Annotated in this window: 18 protein-coding genes; 10 read left to right on the top strand and 8 right to left on the bottom strand. The window is 60.2% G+C overall.

The genetic code is table 11. The annotated features are described in order from the left end of the window. Positions 1-216: 216 nt before the first annotated feature. The 4 genes from ACIOU6_RS20665 to ACIOU6_RS20650 are packed head-to-tail and all read left to right on the top strand — an operon-like array spanning position 217 to position 2,660. Positions 217-519: a DUF2282 domain-containing protein gene (locus ACIOU6_RS20665; RefSeq protein ID WP_401138757.1), complete on the top strand. Its 303-nt coding sequence runs from the start codon at positions 217-219 to the stop codon at positions 517-519. Positions 520-544: 25 nt separating this feature from the next. Next, the gene (locus ACIOU6_RS20660; protein ID WP_401138756.1) at positions 545-1,432 is read left to right on the top strand and encodes a DUF692 domain-containing protein; all 888 of its coding nucleotides are present in this window, start codon (positions 545-547) and stop codon (positions 1,430-1,432) included. Further along, positions 1,429-2,190: a DUF2063 domain-containing protein gene (locus ACIOU6_RS20655; protein ID WP_401138755.1), complete on the top strand. Its 762-nt coding sequence runs from the start codon at positions 1,429-1,431 to the stop codon at positions 2,188-2,190. The genes ACIOU6_RS20660 and ACIOU6_RS20655 overlap by 4 nt, the downstream gene beginning before the upstream one ends. Further along, positions 2,187-2,660 (top strand): DoxX family protein, encoded by a 474-nt coding sequence (locus tag ACIOU6_RS20650; RefSeq protein ID WP_221731433.1) that lies wholly within the window; start codon positions 2,187-2,189, stop codon positions 2,658-2,660. Before ACIOU6_RS20655 ends, ACIOU6_RS20650 begins: the two co-directional genes overlap by 4 nt. Here the strand turns inward: ACIOU6_RS20650 and ACIOU6_RS20645 are convergent. Continuing rightward, positions 2,651-3,565: a LysR family transcriptional regulator gene (locus tag ACIOU6_RS20645; RefSeq protein WP_401138754.1), complete on the bottom strand. Its 915-nt coding sequence runs from the start codon at positions 3,563-3,565 to the stop codon at positions 2,651-2,653. The genes ACIOU6_RS20650 and ACIOU6_RS20645 overlap by 10 nt on opposite strands. Before the next feature lie 104 nt (positions 3,566-3,669). On the opposite strand from ACIOU6_RS20645, the gene ACIOU6_RS20640 reads away from it, so the two are divergent. From ACIOU6_RS20640 to ACIOU6_RS20630, 3 genes are all read left to right on the top strand, one after another. Continuing rightward, positions 3,670-4,269: a short chain dehydrogenase gene (locus ACIOU6_RS20640; RefSeq protein WP_221731434.1), complete on the top strand. Its 600-nt coding sequence runs from the start codon at positions 3,670-3,672 to the stop codon at positions 4,267-4,269. A gap of 59 nt (positions 4,270-4,328) precedes the next feature. Beyond that, entirely contained in the window at positions 4,329-4,982 is a 654-nt protein-coding gene (locus ACIOU6_RS20635) for a COG3650 family protein (protein WP_221731435.1), read from the top strand. Between the two features lie 97 nt (positions 4,983-5,079). Continuing rightward, positions 5,080-6,693 carry an NAD(P)/FAD-dependent oxidoreductase gene (locus ACIOU6_RS20630; RefSeq protein WP_221731436.1) on the top strand — a complete coding sequence of 538 codons (1,614 nt, stop codon included), beginning with the start codon at positions 5,080-5,082 and terminating at the stop codon, positions 6,691-6,693. 118 nt (positions 6,694-6,811) lie between these two features. On the opposite strand, the gene ACIOU6_RS20625 is transcribed toward ACIOU6_RS20630, so the two are convergent. Next, the gene (locus ACIOU6_RS20625; protein ID WP_221731437.1) at positions 6,812-7,906 is read right to left on the bottom strand and encodes a PLP-dependent cysteine synthase family protein; all 1,095 of its coding nucleotides are present in this window, start codon (positions 7,904-7,906) and stop codon (positions 6,812-6,814) included. 251 nt (positions 7,907-8,157) lie between these two features. On the opposite strand from ACIOU6_RS20625, the gene nhaA reads away from it, so the two are divergent. The 3 genes from nhaA (at position 8,158) to ACIOU6_RS20610 (ending at position 10,142) form a co-directional block, all read left to right on the top strand. After that, a complete protein-coding gene (gene nhaA / locus ACIOU6_RS20620; protein ID WP_401138753.1) occupies positions 8,158-9,348 on the top strand; it encodes a Na+/H+ antiporter NhaA in 1,191 nt (396 codons plus the stop codon). A gap of 156 nt (positions 9,349-9,504) precedes the next feature. Beyond that, positions 9,505-9,876: a hypothetical protein gene (locus ACIOU6_RS20615; protein WP_401138752.1), complete on the top strand. Its 372-nt coding sequence runs from the start codon at positions 9,505-9,507 to the stop codon at positions 9,874-9,876. A 17-nt stretch (positions 9,877-9,893) separates the two neighbouring features. After that, on the top strand, positions 9,894-10,142 hold the full coding sequence (locus ACIOU6_RS20610) for a pyocin S6 family toxin immunity protein (RefSeq protein WP_401138751.1): 249 nt from the start codon (positions 9,894-9,896) through the stop codon (positions 10,140-10,142). Positions 10,143-10,229: 87 nt separating this feature from the next. Here the strand turns inward: ACIOU6_RS20610 and ACIOU6_RS20605 are convergent, their stop codons facing one another. The 6 genes from ACIOU6_RS20605 to dinG form a co-directional block, all read right to left on the bottom strand. Then, on the bottom strand, positions 10,230-10,694 hold the full coding sequence (locus ACIOU6_RS20605; protein WP_024776354.1) for a glycine zipper 2TM domain-containing protein: 465 nt from the start codon (positions 10,692-10,694) through the stop codon (positions 10,230-10,232). 227 nt (positions 10,695-10,921) lie between these two features. After that, positions 10,922-11,569 (bottom strand): pyridoxamine 5'-phosphate oxidase, encoded by a 648-nt coding sequence (pdxH, locus tag ACIOU6_RS20600; protein ID WP_221731439.1) that lies wholly within the window; start codon positions 11,567-11,569, stop codon positions 10,922-10,924. A gap of 24 nt (positions 11,570-11,593) precedes the next feature. Continuing rightward, positions 11,594-12,679 (bottom strand): OmpA family protein, encoded by a 1,086-nt coding sequence (locus tag ACIOU6_RS20595; RefSeq protein WP_221731440.1) that lies wholly within the window; start codon positions 12,677-12,679, stop codon positions 11,594-11,596. Positions 12,680-12,792: 113 nt separating this feature from the next. Then, on the bottom strand, positions 12,793-13,938 hold the full coding sequence (locus tag ACIOU6_RS20590; protein WP_401138750.1) for a serine hydrolase domain-containing protein: 1,146 nt from the start codon (positions 13,936-13,938) through the stop codon (positions 12,793-12,795). A 202-nt stretch (positions 13,939-14,140) separates the two neighbouring features. Beyond that, positions 14,141-16,618: a beta-agarase gene (locus tag ACIOU6_RS20585; RefSeq protein WP_401138749.1), complete on the bottom strand. Its 2,478-nt coding sequence runs from the start codon at positions 16,616-16,618 to the stop codon at positions 14,141-14,143. A gap of 95 nt (positions 16,619-16,713) precedes the next feature. Next, a complete protein-coding gene (gene dinG / locus ACIOU6_RS20580; protein WP_221731443.1) occupies positions 16,714-18,858 on the bottom strand; it encodes an ATP-dependent DNA helicase DinG in 2,145 nt (714 codons plus the stop codon). Positions 18,859-18,953: the final 95 nt, after the last annotated feature.

Genomic DNA, 18,953 nt, shown 5'->3' with positions numbered 1-18,953 from the left:
TCCTGGTAAATAGGCCCGCTTCGATGGGCCTCCAAAATGACTATAGAACACATCTCGATACGCGATCCCCGGAAGGGGCTGGCGCTGCGACAGCTTCTACAGGGGTCTTTGAAAAAAATTTGCGGTGGGTTGTAACGCATTGCCATGAGCTTTCTCTAGAGGGGTATGCAAGCGCAAACCGCTTGTAAAAACCCTGAACAAGACTGGAGAAACATCATGACTGCTACCACTCGCACCCTGTCCGCCACTGCCCTGGTTCTGGCCCTCGGTTCTGCCCTGAGCATCGCCGCCGTCTCCACCGCCCACGCTGCCGATGACATGGAAAAATGCTTCGGCGTAGCCATGAAAGGTCATAACGATTGTGCCGCAGGTGCAGGCACCAGTTGCGCCGGCACTTCTAAAATGGACTATCAGGCCAACGCCTGGAAACTCGTTCCTAAAGGCACCTGCGCCACCACCGAAAGCAAAACCTCGCCGACCGGTTTCGGTCAGATGGAAGCTTTCAACGCCAAGTCCTGATACCCGGTCTGCCTGAGTGACGATCATGTTCACATCTCCCGAACCTGCCCTCCCCTGCACTCAGGCAGCCCACACCGGGCTCCCGCCCCGTGCCGGGCTGGGGCTCAAGACCGGGCACTTTCGTGAAGTGCTCGGTTCCTTGCCGGATATCGGTTTCTTCGAAGTCCATGCCGAAAACTACATGGTGGCCGGCGGCCCGTTTCACCATTTTCTCGGTTTGATTCGCCAGCAGTATCCGCTGTCACTGCACGGTGTCGGGCTGTCCATTGGCGCCGAAGGCGCACTGGACGACCAACATCTGCAAAGGCTGGCCGCGCTGATCGAGCGTTATCAACCACAATCGTTTTCCGAACATCTGGCCTGGTCGAGCCACGGCCCGGCGTTCCTCAATGACCTATTGCCGCTGGCGTATGACATGCCGACGCTGAACCGCGTCTGCAACCATATCGATCAGGTGCAGAACACCCTCAAACGCCCCATGTTGCTGGAGAACCCGGCGACCTATCTGGCGTTTCAGCGCTCAACCATCGACGAACCCGACTTCATCGCTGAAGTCATCCGCCGCAGCGGCTGCGGTCTGTTGCTGGACGTCAACAACATCTATGTGTCGTGTGTGAACCATCAGCGTGATCCGCTGACCTATCTCGATGCCCTGCCGCTGCACGTGGTTGGCGAGATTCATCTGGCCGGTTTCGCCGAAGATTGCGACAGCCTCGGCGACCGTTTGCTGATCGATGATCACGGCGCACCGATTGATCAAGCCGTCTGGGGTTTGTACCGGCAAGTGCTGGAGCGTATCGGCCCAGTGGCTACGTTGATCGAACGTGACAATCAGGTGCCGGCGTTCGATGTTTTGCTGGCCGAGGCGCAGCAGGCCGAGAACCTTTTGACGCACGCCGGGAGTCAGCCATGAGCACTCAAGCGGCGTTCAGCGCTGCGCTACTTGACCTACAGTTACCTTGCCCTGAGGGCCTGTGCAGCGCCAACGGCGCCGATCCGGCGAGTCGTTTTTCGGTATATCGCAACAATGTGCAAAGTTCATTGATCAACGCACTGGCTGACAGCTACCCGGTGGTTGCGCAATTGGTCGGTGAGGAGTTTTTCCGTGCCATGGCGGCCATTTTCATACAGCGCCAGCCGCCTGACAGTCCGCTGATGAGCCGCTATGGCGCAGGTCTGGCGGACTTCATCGCCACGTTTGGCCCGGCCACGAGCGTGCCCTATCTGGCCGATGTCGCACGGCTTGAACGCTTGCGCACCCTCGCCTATCACGCCGCCGACGCAGCCCCGTTGCAACATGATCAGATCAGCACCGCTCTCGCCAACCCGCAAGGTCTGGGCGAGCTGTGTTTCCAACTACATCCGTCACTGCACCTGTTCGATTCAGCCTATGCCGTGGTCGCGATCTGGGCCGCGCATCAACACGACGGGACGCTCGAAGGCATCAACATCAGCCAGGGACAACACGCCTTGGTGCTGCGCAACGGTCTCGACGTTGAAGTCTTTGCCCTTGAACACGGCGCCAGGGTGTTTATCGGCAATCTGATCGACGGCCACCCCCTACTGGCAGCCGTGGAAAACAGCCCCGCGTTCGACCTCAGCCAAATTCTGGCGCTGCTGATCGCCCACAACGCCATTAGCCATTTGCACAACAACAAGGAGTGCCCATGAACAACCTCATCGCTGCCGCCATCAGGCTGCTGGAAAAAATCCCCCACAGCCTGATTGCCTTCATTGCTCGCTTTTCGATTGCCGCGGTGTTCTGGAAATCAGGGCAGACCAAGGTCGAGGGGCTGGCCATCGACTTGATCGATGGCACCTTTGAACTTGGCTGGCCACGGCTGGCCGACTCGACGATCCCGTTGTTCAAGAGCGAATACCACGTACCGCTGCTGTCGCCGGAAATCGCCGCGCACATGGCCGCGTTCGCCGAGCACTTCTTTCCGATTCTGATTCTGATCGGCTTCGCCACTCGGTTTTCGGCGCTGGCGCTGCTGGGCATGACCCTGACCATTCAGCTCTTTGTGTACCCGGATGCCTACCCGACTCACGGTACCTGGGCGGCGGTGTTGCTGTATCTGATGGCGACCGGGCCGGGAAAAATCTCGATTGATCACCTGATTGCCAAGCGTTATCGCTGAAGCCGATCCAGCGCCTCGCCGCTGCGTTTGAACCAGTCGATCAGATAATCGGCGAGCACTTGTGTGCGCTTTGGCAGCCCCCCCTGATACGGATGCACCAGGTACATCGGCATACGGCGGGTCTGATAGTCGCGCAGAAGCCAGCGCAATCGCCCGTCAGCCAATTCCGTTTGCAGCAGGTACGAAGGCAAACGGGCGATCCCGGCACCAGTGAGCGCGGCCTTCTTGAGCAAGTTGTAATGGTTGCTGGCGAACGGCCCCGACACCCGTACCCGCAGCAACTCGTGATGCTGATGATAGAGCCACTCCTCGCGCCCGCTGTAGTGGCTGTTGAGCAAACACCGATGCTCAGCGAGTGCCTGCGGCTTCGTCGGCTCGCCGAAACGTTCGAGGTAGGCGGGGCTGGCACAGGTCATTTCCTGCCAGGCCAGCAACGGTTTGGCCACCAGTCGTTCGTCATTGGCCACGTCGCTACGGACCGCCAGATCGAAACCGTCCCGGGACAAATCTCGATAGCTGTTGTTTAGCTCAAGCTCAATCTGCACTTCGGGATATTTGTGCGAGAACTCCAACAGAAGCCCCTCAAAAAAGGTTTCTCCCAGCGACACCGGAACGGTCATGCGCACCGGGCCGGCCATGTCATCCTTCAAGCGCGCCAATGCCTGACGCGCTCTTTCGACCTGGACGACTAACGCTTGGGCTTGCGGCAACAACGCCGCACCCGCCGCCGTCAGGCTCAAACGCCGAGTCGTGCGTTGCAGCAGCACTACGCAAAACTGCGCTTCCAACTGACTGATGCGCTTGGACAACTGCCCCTTGCTGCAGCCCAGTTGCTGCGCTGCGAGAGTGAAACTACCGGCCTCGATCAACACGGCAAACGCGGCCAGATCATCCATTTCGCTCATGGATTGTTTCCATTTGAAAACCAAAGGTTGCCCATTAGCACGCTTATCCGCAGAAAAAACCACTCTAGACTGAAACCTCGTTCAATTACTTGAGGCACAGTTCGATGAAAATTCTGTTGATAGGCGCTGGCGGCACCATCGGCTCAGCCGTAGACAAAGAACTCTCTCAGCGCCACGAAGTCATTCGTATCGGTCGAAATAGCGGTGATTTGCAAGTGGATATCAGCGACAGCGCGTCGATCCGCAACCTGTTCGAACAGACCGGAAAGTTCGATGCACTGGTCTGTGCTGCGGGCAATGTGACCTTTGCCCCGTTGGGTGAGATGACTGAAGACAGCTTCGCACTCGGCCTCAAGGACAAACTGATGGGCCAGGTCAACCTGCTACTGATCGGCCGTGAATTTGCCAATGACGGCGCTTCGTTCACCTTCACCACCGGCGTACTCAGCCACGATCCGATCCGCAGTGGCGCCTCGGCCGCACTGGTCAACGGCGCGCTGGACAGCTTCGTGCGTGCGGCGGCTATCGAATTGCCACGCGGTCTGCGCGTGAACTCGATCAGCCCGACCGTGTTGCTCGAAGCCATGGGCAGCTACGCCCCGTATTTCCGTGGTTACAAGCCGGTTCCCGCGGCGGATGTGGCGTTGGCCTACGCAAAAAGTGTCGAAGGCCTGCAAACCGGTCAGACGTTTCGCGTGGGCTAAACCCTTGTGATGAACGGTAAGCCTGCGTAACGTGGCGGCACTTGTCTGGAGAGCCGAAGATGCGTGTTGCCCGTTCGTTAGTCCTTGTTACCCTGCTGCCGTTGTTTGCCGCCTGCCAGTTGCTTGATGGCCCGCGACAAAGTGCATCCCATGTCGGGCAGACGCGGATGCAGGGGCAACTGACTGCTGCCGACGGCAAACTGGTGTTCCAGTCGTGCCAGGATCAGCGCCAGTTCGTGGTCAACGACATTGGCGGCACCAGCATCCTGCAAGAGGCCGCAACCCTCGCCGACGAGCAAGGCAAGCTGTTCGCCGACGTACGCGGGAAAATTGCCGGCGACCGCCTCGACCTGGCCCAGCTCTATCGCGTCGAGCGTTCCGGCACAGCTTGTGATGATCCGAATTTCAAACTGCTGATCCTGCGCGCCGCCGGCCACGGCCCGGAATGGAACGTCAAGGTCAGCGGTCGAGGCATGGTCATCGACCGCGAAGGTCAACCGCCACTCGCCGTGCCTTATGTTGAGGAGCAATTGGGCGACGGCCGCTTCAATCTCAGCAGCGAAGCCAACAATCAACGCATCGAATTGTGGGTCGCGCCACAACGCTGCGTCGACAGCCATACAGGCAGCGTGCAACACATGAGTGCCGAGTTGCGTATCGATGGCAAAGTACAGCGAGGCTGCGGGTATTTCGGCGGATCGCGCAACGACTGAGCGTTTTTGCCTCACCGGATCCGGCCTTTGCGGCTTATAATCGCGGCCTTCAAACGCCCTGGCGCAGTTGTGCGCCCCGCGAACCCGGATCCTCGCCATGTTACGAATCACTGAACTCAAGCTGCCAATCGATCATCCCGAAGAAGACCTGCGCGTCGCCATCGTGCAACGTCTGGGCATCGCCAGCGATGACTTGCTCGATTTCACCTTGTTCAAGCGCAGCTACGACGCGCGCAAAAAGTCCTCCGAACTGTGCTTCATCTACACCATCGACCTCAACGTACGCGACGAGGCCAAGGTGCTGGGCAGGTTCGCCGATGACCGTAACGTCAACGTGGCGCCGGATGTCAGCTACAAGTTCGTCGGCCAGGCGCCGAGCGATCTGAGTCAACGCCCAATCGTGGTCGGCTTCGGCCCGTGCGGCATATTCGCCGGCCTGCTGCTGGCGCAAATGGGCTTCAAGCCGATCATCCTCGAGCGCGGCACCGAAGTCCGCCAGCGCACCAAGGACACCTGGGGCCTGTGGCGTAAAAGCGTGCTCAACCCCGAGTCCAACGTGCAGTTCGGCGAAGGCGGCGCGGGCACGTTCTCCGACGGCAAGCTGTACAGCCAGATCAAGGACCCGAAGTTCCTTGGCCGTAAAGTGCTGCACGAGTTCGTCAAGGCCGGCGCACCGGAAGAAATCCTCTACGTCAGCAAACCGCACATCGGCACGTTCCGTCTGACCGGTATGGTCGAGACCATGCGTGAAGAGATACGCGCCCTGGGGGGTGAGGTGCGCTTCCAGGAGCGCGTCAACGATGTCCTGATCGAAGACGGCCAAGTGGTCGGCGTCGAACTGGGCAGCGGCGAAACCTTGCATTCCAGGCACGTGGTTCTGGCTCTGGGCCACAGCGCCCGTGACACCTTCCGTATGCTCCACGGCCGCGGCGTGTTCATGGAAGCCAAGCCGTTTTCGGTGGGTTTCCGTATCGAACACCCGCAGTCGCTGATCGACCGTGCGCGACTGGGCAAATACGCCGGCCACCCAAAACTCGGCGCCGCCGATTACAAACTGGTGCACCACGCCAAGAACGGTCGTTCGGTCTACAGCTTCTGCATGTGCCCGGGCGGCACCGTGGTAGCGGCGACTTCCGAGCCGAACCGTGTGGTCACCAACGGCATGAGCCAATACTCGCGTAACGAGCGCAACGCCAACTCCGGCATCGTCGTCGGCATCACCCCGGAAGTCGATTATCCGGGCGGACCGCTAGCCGGGATCGAACTGCAGGAACGCCTGGAATCTCACGCGTTCATTCTCGGCGGCAGCGACTACAAGGCCCCGGCGCAATTGGTGGGTGACTTCATCAATGGCACACCTTCGACCGAACTGGGTGAAGTTGAACCGTCCTATAAACCGGGCGTAGCGCTCGGCGATCTGGCGCTGGCTTTGCCGGAATTCGCCATTGAAGCGATTCGTGAAGCGTTGCCGGCGTTCGAGAAACAGATTCGCGGTTATTCGCTGCACGATGCGGTGCTGACCGGGATTGAAACCCGTACATCGTCGCCGTTGCGCATTACCCGCAACGAGTCGTTGCAGAGCATGAACGTCAAAGGCCTGTTCCCGGCCGGTGAAGGCGCGGGTTACGCGGGCGGGATTCTGTCGGCGGGTGTGGATGGCATTCGCATCGCCGAAGCTGTGGCTCGCGACATTCTCGGCCTGCAAGCTTGATCACTTAAACCTGTGGGAGCGGGCTTGCTCGCGAAGGCGGTGTGTCAGTCGACGACAATGGTGACTGACCCGACGCTTTCGCGAGCAGCCCGCTCCCACATTGGTTGCTGCGTTTTATTCAGATATTGGCGCGCAACACTGAAGCTGGCAGCGCCTCACCGCGCTCGGCTGTCGCCGCCACCGCTGCAATCAACCCCTCCAACTCATAACCCTGCGCCTTGAGCCAGTCCTGATCGTAATAAGTGTCGGCATAGCGCTCGCCGCCGTCGCACAGAATCGCAACGATCGACCCCGACTCACCCGCTGCTTTCATCTGCTGCGCCGCCATCAGCGCACCGATCAGGTTGGTGCCGCTTGACCCACCGACATGCCGGCCCAGACGCTGCGCCATATAATGCATGGCCGCCAGCGACAAGGCGTCCGGCACTTTGACCATCGCATCGATCACCTTGGGCAAGAACGAGGCTTCCACCCGAGGCCGGCCAATGCCTTCAATCCGCGAACCACAATCCAGACGCAGACTCGCATCACCGCTCTTGTAGTAATCGAAGAAAACCGAACGTTCGGCGTCGGCGCACAACACGCGGGTGCAGTGCTGGCGATAGCGCACGTAGCGGCCAAGGGTTGCTGTCGTGCCGCCAGTGCCGGGGCTGGAAATCAGCCAACTCGGTTCGGGGTGCTTCTCGTAGCGCATTTGCTGAAAAATCGACTCGGCGATGTTGTTGTTCGCTCGCCAGTCGGTGGCGCGCTCGGCATAGGTGAACTGGTCGATGAAGTGGCCACCGTGCTCACGGGCCAAACGTTCGGATTCAGCGTAAATCTGCGTCGGATCTTTCACCAGGTGGCTCTGGCCGCCATAGAAAGCGATCTGGGCAATCTTCTCCTTGGAGGTGGTCGCAGGCATCACCGCGATAAACGGCAAGCCCAGCATCCGTGCGAAATACGCCTCGGAAATCGCCGTCGACCCACTGGATGCCTCGATCACCGGGGCGCCGGGCTTGAGCCAGCCATTGCACAACGCGTAGAGAAACAGCGAACGCGCCAGCCGATGCTTGAGGCTGCCGGTGGGATGGCTGGACTCATCCTTGAAGTACAACTCAATGTCCGCAAAACCCGGCAGCGGCAAGGGGATCAGGTGGGTGTCGGCGCTGCGCTGGAAGTCCGCTTCAATGATTCGGATGGCTTCGCGGGCCCACTGTCGGTTGTCGCTCATGGTGAGGGTTCTCGTTGAATCTGGCAGGAAATCAGCCTCGTCAAAAGGCTCAACCGTTAGTTTAGGAAAAAACCTGCATCAGGCACAGGTACAGCTGAGTTTCAATATGTCTGGCAACTGCTAGGCTCAGCAGGGCCAGCGGTAAACCACTCTGTAACGACATATAACAAAAAAGAATATAACTTTTGTTTTAACAACCAACACTACGGGTTAGGGTGTTCCACCTTTTGACTATTCGATGGAGAGCGACCTTGCCTCTGCGTAGCACTTTCACGCGTTTCTTTCAGTTGGAAGCTGCCAGCGGTCTGTTATTGATCGCCGCGGCCATTCTGGCTCTGATTATCAACAACTCGCCACTGTCGTGGCTGTATACCGGGCTGCTCGATACGCCGGTGGTGGCGCAGATCGGTGCGTTGAAAATCGCCAAACCCATGTTGCTGTGGATCAACGACGGTCTGATGGCAATGTTCTTCCTGCTGATCGGTCTGGAAGTGAAGCGCGAAGTGCTTGACGGCCAGTTGTCGAAACCCTCGCAGATTGTCCTGCCCGGTGCCGCGGCGATCGGCGGCATGGTCGTGCCAGCGCTGATCTACTGGTTCCTTAACCGTGACAACCCGCCGGCCCTCGACGGTTGGGCGATTCCAACCGCCACCGATATCGCCTTCGCCCTCGGCGTGCTGGCCCTGCTCGGCAAGCGCGTGCCGGTGTCGCTGAAACTGTTCCTGATGACCCTGGCAATCATCGATGACCTCGGTGCCATCGTGATTATTGCGATCTTCTACTCCGGCGAACTCTCGACCCTGTCACTGGGTCTGGCGGCAGCGTGCATTGCCGCGCTGGTGGCGATGAACCGCCTTGGGGTGGTCAAGCTCGGGCCGTACATGATCATCGGCCTGATCCTCTGGGTTTGCGTACTCAAGAGCGGCGTCCACGCAACGCTGGCCGGCGTGACGTTGGCCTTCTGCATTCCGCTACGGACAAAAAACGCCGAGCCTTCGCCGCTGTTGACCCTAGAACACGCACTGCACCCGTGGGTGGCCTACGGCATCCTGCCGCTGTTCGCCTTCGCCAACGCCGGCTTGTCGCTGAGCGGCGTCACCGTCGAAAGCTTCACCCACCACGTACCGATGGGTATCGCTGTGGGCCTGCTGCTGGGCAAGACCGTTGGCGTGTTCGGCCTGACCTGGCTGGCAGTCAAGATCGGCATCGCCACCCTGCCCCAAGGCGCGAATTGGGGTCAGGTGCTGGGCGTGGCGATTCTCTGCGGCATCGGCTTCACCATGAGCCTGTTCGTCGGCTCGCTGGCCTTTGAGCCAGGTGTCAGCGATTACGCCGGGATGGACCGGATGGGCATTCTGACCGGCTCGATTCTGGCGGCATTGATCGGGTATGCGGTGACGGCGGCGGCGAGCCGTCGAAACAACACTTTGCCTACTACATAGAACACTTGTGGTGAGGGGATATCCCCTCACCACAAATCAACTTTCTAGCCATTCTCCCGCGACATAGCAAAAAAACCCCTCGTCTTTAAAGACGCGTCCTACAGCCACAAATTTCCTGCTTCGTTAACGTCGCGCCCCCCTTCCGTGGGACTGTCGATGGATGAACGAAAGGACGATCAGTGGCTCGCAACAAGGACATTCCCCCGGGTTCCCAACCCACCACAAGGCGACGGGCATTACGTCACCTACCGCTATATGTCGGCCAGTGAACTGGCTGCGCACGATGCCAGACAAAACGCTTACGACGCCATGCTGGCGCGGCAGGAAGCTTTCGAGCGCAACGGTGAAGTGGCTGCGACAAAACCCGAAATTCCGCGTGCGGGCAGCGTTTTTGCCAAATCCTGCAAGTTGCCGGACGCGATCATCGACTACGCCAACCCTTCGGGAGTGGTGCCGACCGATAGTCTGAAGGATTACGGCGACCTGATCCTGCTCGGTGCCCGCGAAAGACGCACCACGGCCAAGTGACAATTGAGTATTCGAGAATGATTTTTTTAGCTCTTTCCGGGTTTTTCCCTGAACCGAATCCAGACAACTCACTGCAATATGACAAAAATGTGCCGCACACTTCAGAGCAGGCGGTTCTTAACGTCATGGGGTGGGAGTCTCTGAAAGATGTACCGATGGATGAACATGATCTAACGGAAACTCAAGCCAGAGAAATCATGCAACTCGTCAACACGCCCTCCAGGGACGATTTGACTTACTGCATCGGGCTCTGTCGCGAGGACTAACAAACCTGACTCAGAAAAGCTGAAAAGCACCAAAAAAAACCCCGACCAGTCACCTGATCGGGGTTTTCTTTTACCGCTCGCTCGCGCTTAGTGCGAAACGCGGCTGGTCCCGCCAACGGTGGAGATGCGCACGCGCTCGCCAACGCGGAACACTTCATTCTCCTGAACCTGCTGCACATAGGCACGCATGCTGCCGTCGTCTTCGCGTACGGTGATTTCCACACCTTGGGTACGGGTCAGGCCTTCTTCAGTCGCCGAACCGATCAGACCACCCGCCACCGCGCCGATGACCGCTGCGACGATGCTGCCGCGACCGCCACCGATGGCGCTGCCGCCAACGCCGCCGACCACTGCGCCAGCAGCGCCGCCGATCGGGGTTTTGGTGCCTTCGATTTTCACCGGGCGCAGGGATTCGATGGTGCCCATGCGAATCGTCTGCACGCGACGCGCTTCGTCACGGGAGTAGGAGTCACCGGTCAGGCTCGATTGGCAGCCGGTAAGCAACATCGCCATCGTGGAAAAGGAAGCAACCAGCAGAACAGACTTACGCATAGCATCAACTCCAAAGGACAGGTATTCATTAAACTCCGCAGCTTGACGCCTGTCACGGCGCCGCCCGGATAAAGTTGTTTTCATTCAGGCGCGGTACAGGCGCCCTGCGAACTCACCCAACAGTAGCGCCAATTTCCATTTCCTGCGCCGCTGACCCAAGGATTTTCTAGATTATTGCCCAAGTGGCTTGAGGCCGCTAAGGCAGGCTATCCGGCTCGATAGACTGCTTAAGGTGCCAGACGTTCAAGAATCCAGTCGGCGCCCTGCCAACGGTAGTTGAGGCGATCGTGCAGACGGCTCGGACGACCCTGCCAGAATTCGATGCGCTCGGGCAACAAACGGTAGCCGCCCCAGTGTTCCGGGCAGTCTGGCTGGGTGTCGCTGAAGCGCTGCTCGGTAGACTTGAGCAGATCTTCCAGCTCGCCACGCCCGTTGATCACCCGGCTCTGCGGCGACGCCCAGGCACCGAGGCGGCTGCCCAGCGGACGCACCTGATAATACGCATCGGACTCCTCAGGCGTGACCTTCACCACCCGCCCTTCGATACGCACCTGGCGCTCAAGGGACGGCCAGAAGAAGGTCATGGCGGCAAACGGATTGGCCGCCAGATGCTGGCCCTTGGCACTGTCGTAGTTGGTGAAGAAGGTGAAACCCTGCTCATCCAAGCCCTTGAGCAGCAGAATGCGGCAATGCGGACGCCCGTGCGCATCAACCGTGGCCAGGGTCATGGCGTTGGCTTCCACCGGCGCCTGCTCGGTTTTCACCGCGTCAGCGAACCACTGGTGAAACAGCGCAAACGGCTCGCCCGGGGCTTGAGCCTCGGTCAAACCATCCCGAGTGTAATCACGACGCATATCAGCCAGAGCCTGGGTCATGGCGCATTCCTTTTCGTTAGCGGATCACTTCTTGGTGGCATCGGTCGCGGCGACTTTCTTGTCGGTCGCGGCGGCTTTGGCTGGAGCAGTTTTCTTCGCTGGAGCCTTGGCAGGGGCTTTTTTCGCCGGTGCCTTGGCAGCAGCTTTCTTGACCGGCGCCTTTTTAGTGGCCGGTGCCGCTGCTTTCTTCGCGGCTGGCGCCGGGGTCACCGGTTTGGCCGCTGGCTTGACGTCTTGCTTAGCGACCAGGGTCACTGGCCTCGGCGCCGGCATGTTGTATTTGCTCAGCAGTGCAACCATGGTGTTCTGCGGAGTAACCAGCAGTTCCACGCGACGGTTCAGGGCACGGCCTTCAACACTGTCATTGGCCGCACGCGGCGCTTCGGAGCCCATGCCGCGCAGCATCAGGCGATCACGTTGCAAGCCGCTGAGACGGAAAATCGCCGCAATGGCCTGGGCACGCTCCTGACTCAGTTTAACGTTGGCGGGCGCGGCGCCACTGGAGTCGCTGTGCCCCAGAACCAGCACGGCGGTTTTCGGATCAGCTTCGAGGATTTTCGCCACGCGGGTGAACGGGCCGAGGGTGACCGGCAGCAGCATGGCCGGACGATCCGGGTTGAACGAGCCTTCGACCGGCGCCGTTACGACCAGCACGTTGTCGCGACGTTCGAGTTGCAGATTGCTGTCCTTGACCGCTTCGCGCAGGCGTGGCTCGTAATCGTCGAGCCAAGCCTGGGTGACTTTCGGATCAGGCATCGGCACGATTTTGGCCGTGTTCTGATCCTTGCCACCGAACGGCCACCACCATTTGCCGCCCGCCTCGGCGTCAGCCTTGGCCACGGCGGCGGGTTTGGTTTCGGTTTTTACTTCAGTCTTGGTCGCCGAATCATCGGAACCGAACGGCCAGTACCAAGGGTTGCTACTCTCAGCTTTGGCAACCGGGGCAGTGGCGGCAGGCTTCAACGGGGCCGGGGCCGGCTCTTTGGCCGCCACCTTGTCGGAAGATCCGAACGGCCACCAATGGCTGCCGTCCGCATCGTTTTTCGGGGTCTGTGCGCAACCGGTGATCGCAACACACAGGGCCAGGGCGAGCGTCTTTTTAGATGACATTGAAAATCCACAAAATGAAGTAATGAAAAATCAGAGCACTATCGCCCGGATAAACAGTCGCTTTGAATCGAAAATCGTGTCGAGGTTCCAGTCCAGGAACCTCTATTGACGCTTTACAGACAAGTGGCGAGCACCCGCGCGAGCTTTTGCGCGCGTGGATCCATCAAGACGTATGGCCCAAGGGTATTTGTCACAAAACCAAACGCGACATCATGCTCAGGGTCAGCAAAACCGATGGAGCCGCCCGCCCCCGGATGACCGAACGCCCGTGGGCCGAGGCCGTAGGTGGCATTGGGCACGTCCGGTTGATCGAGCATGCAGCCAAGGCCGAAACGGGTCCGGGTCAGCAGAGTCTTGTCTTCGCCGAGACTGTGTTCACGGGTCAGCTCTTCAAGCATGTCGCTTTCGAGCAGGCTGCCGTCGAGCAGTCCGGCGTAGAAACCGGCGAGACTGCGCGCATTGCCGTGGCCGTTGGCCGCCGGTTGCTGCATGCGTCGCCATTGCGGCTTATTGGTGCTGGTGAGCACCGACGGCGGATTGGTGAAGGCGCGGGTGGTCATGGCGGTGGGTTCGCGCAGGGTCACTTGCAGCAGACGTTGCGCGGCCGCATCGCCGGCATTGCCCTTGCCCCGAGCGATGTGCGCCACGCGGTGGAATTCTTCATCGGCCAGGCCAACGTGGAAATCCAGGCCCAGTGGCTTGGCGACACGGGCGACAATAGATTCACCGGGGCCGCGACCATCAGCACGACGCAGCAATTCGCCGATCAGCCAGCCGTAAGTGATCGCGGCGTACCCGTGACCGGTGCCCGGCGTCCACCACGGTGCTTCGGCCGCCAGGGCGTCGACCATGGTTTGCCAGTCGTAAAGGGCTTCGGGCGCCAACAACTCGCGCAGGGCCGGCAGACCGGCCTGATGGCAGAGCAAGTGGCGCAGGGTGACGGATTCTTTGCCGGCGGCGGCGAACTGCGGCCAATAGCGGGCCACCGGAACATCGAGCTGCAACTTGCCTTCAGCGACCAGTTGCAGTGCTGTGACAGCGGTGAAGGTTTTGGTGCAGGAGAACAGGTTGGCGATGGTATCGCTGTGCCAGGCCTCAGCGCCGTCCTTATCGGCGGTACCGGACCAAAGATCGAGAACAGTTTCTCCGCCGACCTGAATGCACAACGCTGCGCCGCGTTCCCGGGGATCGTCGAACAGTGCGGCGAAAGCTTCGCGCACGGCTTCGAATTGAAGCTCGTAATGTCCCTGAATCTGCACCCGCAACTCCCCCGCGAAAACGCTCTACAAAGTGGCCCGCATTGTTCCAGCCCTTGAGGGATTTGGAAACAGCTATGGGCTGGACGGTTGATGCTGTGGTGCAACAACCGAGGCCTTCGCGAGCAAGCTCGCTCCCACAAGGATTACGAATAACCTGTGGGAGCGGGCTTGCTCGCGAAGAGCGCTAACGCGAATGTAAATCCTAGTGACCGTTGCCGGAATGCCCACCCGCATGGCCTACGCCACGCCCCGGCCCTTTGCCGGCTTCAGCTTTTCGCCCACCTTCAGCCACATGACCCGCGGCGGCGGCGGCTTTTTCAGCCTCTTTGCCCAACTGATCAATCGCCTGCAAGTTACTTTTGCGCACCGTCTCGACGAAATCCTGATAGGGCAGATCCGTCACGCCTACCAAGCCAAAGTGGCCGTTCTCGCCATCGAGCAAGCGTCCGGTCACCGGTTGATCCAGATACTGGAACCAGTGCACGCCCACAATCGAGGGTTCGCTCAACGCCTGTTTGAGGAAGTTGGTGTAAGCCGGGCCGCGGTCTTCTTCCTTGGCCAATTGCGTCACACCGCCCCAGAACGGGCCGCGATCGGTGGAGCCAAAGTTGAATTCGGTGATCAGCACCGGTTTGTCCAAGGCGCCCAGGGCGGCGAAGTCATAACCGTCCTGCGGCTTGAGGGTGTACATGTTGAAGCTCAGCACATCGCAATACTGCGCGCAGGACGCCACGGCCTCTGGGGTGCTGATGGCGAAGCGGCCGCCGAGCAGCAACTGGTTCGGCGCGTGCCATTTCAGCGAGTCGGAAATGGTCTTGAAATAGGTGTCGGCGAACACTTTCTGGAAGTATTTGAAGTCGGCCTCGATTTCCGGGTGTTCCGCGCTCGGCAACGGCGGCTCGAAGCCCGGGTCTTCCATCAATTCCCACGCGGGCAGATCAATGCCCCACGCCTTCGATAGCCCAGCCTGATTGCGGTACTTGTCGCGCAACTGCTTGAGGAACGCACGTTTGGCCGGCACGTCAGTGGTCATTTTCAAGGTGCCGTAAGCCAGCGCATAGCGGGATTTCGGATCGTCGCCAGGGCCGGCCCACGCCAACTCGTTGTCGGCGTAGTAGCCGATCAGCCATGGATCGTCGCGGTGATCGCGGGCAGCGATGGCCACGGCGCGCTCGGTAGCCATGGCAAAGCGCGGGTCGAACGGGTCCGGCATACCGCCCCACCAGTCACTGCCGGTGCTGATGCTGGTGTAATCGCCGACGATCGACAGCGGCAAGGTGTAAGGCACGCGAGCGGCATCGCCAAGCGGCGGCGCGCTCCAGTTGCCGACGGTGTTGAAACCCCAGGCTTGCAGGCGATCTAAGGTGTGGCTCACCCACTTCTGCTCATCGACCGAAGCGGTGCAAGGCACAGCAGCGGGCGGATTGGATGACGCCGACTTGGCTGCTTCAGCAACGCCAGCCTTGGGCTGCTCAGACGTAGCGAGCGGTTCTGCAGCGTTTGCTGCGCTTTGCTCAGCCGCACCCGCCTTGGCCGCCTCGGCGACCCCAGCCTTGGTGGCGCTGGCCGGCTTGCACGGTTCGCCATACAGACGCTGCAGGTTGGCACCATAGAAGTCGTACCAACGCCCGCTGGCATAGCTGCGGCCCTGATCGGCGCCATTGCCGCCACGGTTGTCGCCCTCGCCAAAATGCCCGGCCAACGGTTCGTCAGGTTTGGGCAAGGCTTCAAACATGTTCTCGCGACCGGCAACGTAAGTCTGGTTGACCTCCGGGCTGACGGTGTTGACGCCAAGGGAATAGAACGGATGCCCTTCAGGCGTCACCAGATACCAGCGGCCGTCACGCTTTTCCGTGCGAAAGAAGCCGCTGGCCTTGAACGCCGGGCCTTTGTTCCAGCCGCCGAACGTGTCCAGCGATGATTTTTCGCGCTCGGCCAGCCAGGTTTTCAGCTGTTGCTGTTCTTTACCGGCGGCGGCTTTGAGCTGTTCATCATTACTGACCTTTTCCGGCCATTTGCTGCGGGTCGACTGCCCGTAAGCGTCGACCAGATTGCTGTACACCGCTCGCATGACCGCATCGCCGTCCTCCACGCCGAAACGCTCGAGCAACAGGCTCTGGGCAACTTTCGGCTGATCCATCGAGAGGCTCACCGACACCACTTGGCTGCGATCAATTTCGCCGCTGCTGCTGGCCAGCAATATTCGCTGACCCTCGACCAGCATCGGCATCGGCGGCCCGGCTTTCATGCCCTGACTGAGCGGTGAAGTGGCGACCAGCGGCACCAACAGGGTTTGTGCCGGGCCGGCCGGCAAATCGACGCGGCTGGTCAGCGTCTGCCCATTGTTGCTCTGGATCTGCACATAAACCGTCACGGCCCAGTTCATCGCGCTCTGCAAACGCAGGGTCATCATGCCCGATTGCGACCAGTCCCAAGCGCCGGTTTGTGGCGTCAGACGCAAGGTCGGGCGGGCCACCGGGTTGAACGTCACACGACGCAGCACTTCACCTTCAGCCGTTTGCTCGGCATTGGCTTGCGGCAGGTCAGCGTTTTCGGTCGCGACTTTCACCACGTCAGCGGGACGGACAAAATTGAACAGGGTCTGCTGACCAGCAGGCGCCGCCAGCAACGGGGCAGCAAAGAGCAAGGCAAACACGGCAGGCAACGAACGGCGGATCATAAGAACGGAGTTCTCCCTAGCGACCAACAAAGGCCAATGGAAACGCGATGGCAGAGAGATAGACAACGCGGCGGGCAAAACGGCCCACCGATGTCTCAGGATATTTCACGACGGAAAGGCGGCAACGCATTGAGGATCGCCTTGCCGTAACGCTGGGTCACCAGTCGCCGATCCAGCAAGGTGATGGTGCCGCGATCTTCTTCGGTACGCAGCAGACGGCCACAGGCCTGAACCAGCTTGAGCGAAGCGTCGGGCACGGAGATTTCCATGAACGGATTGCCGCCCCGGGCCTCGATCCACTCCGACAATGCAGCTTCCACAGGATCGTCCGGCACCGAGAACGGGATCTTGGCGATCACGACGTGTTCGCAGTAAGCCCCGGGTAAATCGACACCCTCCGCAAAACTGGCCAGACCGAACAACACGCTGGAGTCACCACCATCGACCCGCGCTTTGTGCTTGTTCAGGGTTTCCTGTTTCGACAGGTTGCCTTGAATGAACACTTGCTTGCGCCAGTCGCGGTCGAGGCCGTCGAACACGTCCTGCATCTGCTTGCGCGAGGAGAACAGCACCAGCGTACCGCGCGAGCCTTCGACCAGATCAGGCAAATCACGGATGATTGCGGCGGTATGGGCAGCGGCGTCGCGTGGGTCGGCTTTCAGATCCGGCACCCGCAGCACGCCAGCGTCGGCGTGATGGAACGGGCTCGGCACCACGGCGGTGACGGCTTTTTTCGGCAGGCCGGCGCGCATGCGGAAGCGGTCGAAAGTGCCAAGCGCGGTCAGTGTTGCCGAGGTCACCAGGCAACCATAAGCCACGTTCCACAGGCTGCGGCGCAAGGTTTCCGCCGCCAGGATCGGGCTGGCGTTGACCTCGATGTCGAACAGCGAACCGCTTTCAGCCAGTGTCAGCCAACGCGCCATTGGCGGGCTGTCTTCCGGATCTTCGGCGGTGAACGCCGTCCACAGTTCCCAGTTGCCCGATGCACGGGACAACAGGCTGCCGAACAGCGGATACCACTCTTCGGCCTGATTGCTGGCGATGCCTATGTTGACCTCGCCATCCATGCCTTCCTTGAGCAGGTCGGTAAGGCGGGTGAACAGATCATTGAGACGGGAATAGCCCTTTTTCAGCTCGATGCCCATTTCGCGCATGTGCTCGGGAATCACCCCGCCGACGAAACGATGACGCGGGCGCTCACGGCCCTCGACATCCTCACCGGGTTTGAAATCGGCAATCTGCTCGCAGGCGCTGAACATGAACTGCTGCTGAGCCTTGATCTCCCGCGCCAGCTCCGGCACCTGTTCGATCAACTTGCCAAGATCGCCCGGCAGCGGATGCTGAGCCAGCAGTTTGGTGAGGTTCTTGGCAGTGGTTTCCAGCCAGTCGGCGGTAGAGCGCAGACGTGTGTAGTGAGCGAAATGGCCGATCGCCTTGTCTGGCAGGTGATGGCCTTCGTCGAACACATAGAGGGTGTCGCGCGGGTCGGGCAGCACCGCACCGCCGCCCAAGGCCAGGTCGGCCAGCACCATGTCGTGGTTGGTGACAATCACGTCGACCTTGCCCATGCCTTCGCGGGCCTTGTAGAAGGCGCACTGGCCGAAGTTCGGGCAATGACGGTTGGTGCACTGGCTGTGATCGGTGGTCAGGCGCGCCCAATCGGCGTCTTCCAGGGCATTGGGCCAACTGTCGCGGTCGCCGTCCCATTTATTGCCGGCGAGTTTCTCGATCATGCTGGTGAACAGCTTCTGACTGGCCTCATCGACCTCGATCTTGAAGCCTTCTTCTTCGAAAAGCTGGGCGGTGGCCGTCTGTGCGTGACCTTCCTGCAGCAGCATGTCGAGCTTGGACAGGCACATGTAGCGGCCACGGCCCTTCGCCAACGCGAAGCTGAAGTTCAGCCCGCTGTTGCGCATCAGGTCGGGCAAATCCTTATAGACGATCTGCTCTTGCAGGGCCACGGTCGCCGTGGCGATCACCAGACGTTTGCCGGCCAGTTTGGCCGTAGGGATCGCTGCCAGGCTGTAGGCCACGGTTTTGCCGGTACCGGTGCCGGCTTCCACCGCGACAATCGCGGGGTCGCCACTGCGCCGGCCTTCGTCGTCGGTGTCGATATCCCCGAGAACCTTGGCGATTTCAGCGATCATCAGGCGCTGGCCGTAACGCGGTTTGAGGCTTTTGGCCTCTAGAAAACGCGAGTAGGCGCCCTGGATCGTGGTTTTGAGTTCAGTGCTGATCATGGATTGTCGGGCGCAAAAAAACGCTGGATAAATTTTCAGTGGTTTCAGATGGCGGCTATCATACCCCGCTAATTAATCCCGCGCAGAACGGAGTG

This window comes from Pseudomonas sp. NPDC087615 (genome assembly GCF_044743445.1).
Classification (GTDB): Bacteria; Pseudomonadota; Gammaproteobacteria; order Pseudomonadales; family Pseudomonadaceae; genus Aquipseudomonas; species Aquipseudomonas baetica_A.
Note: the sequence above shows the minus strand (reverse complement) of the source record. Positions and strands in the feature narration are given on the sequence as shown.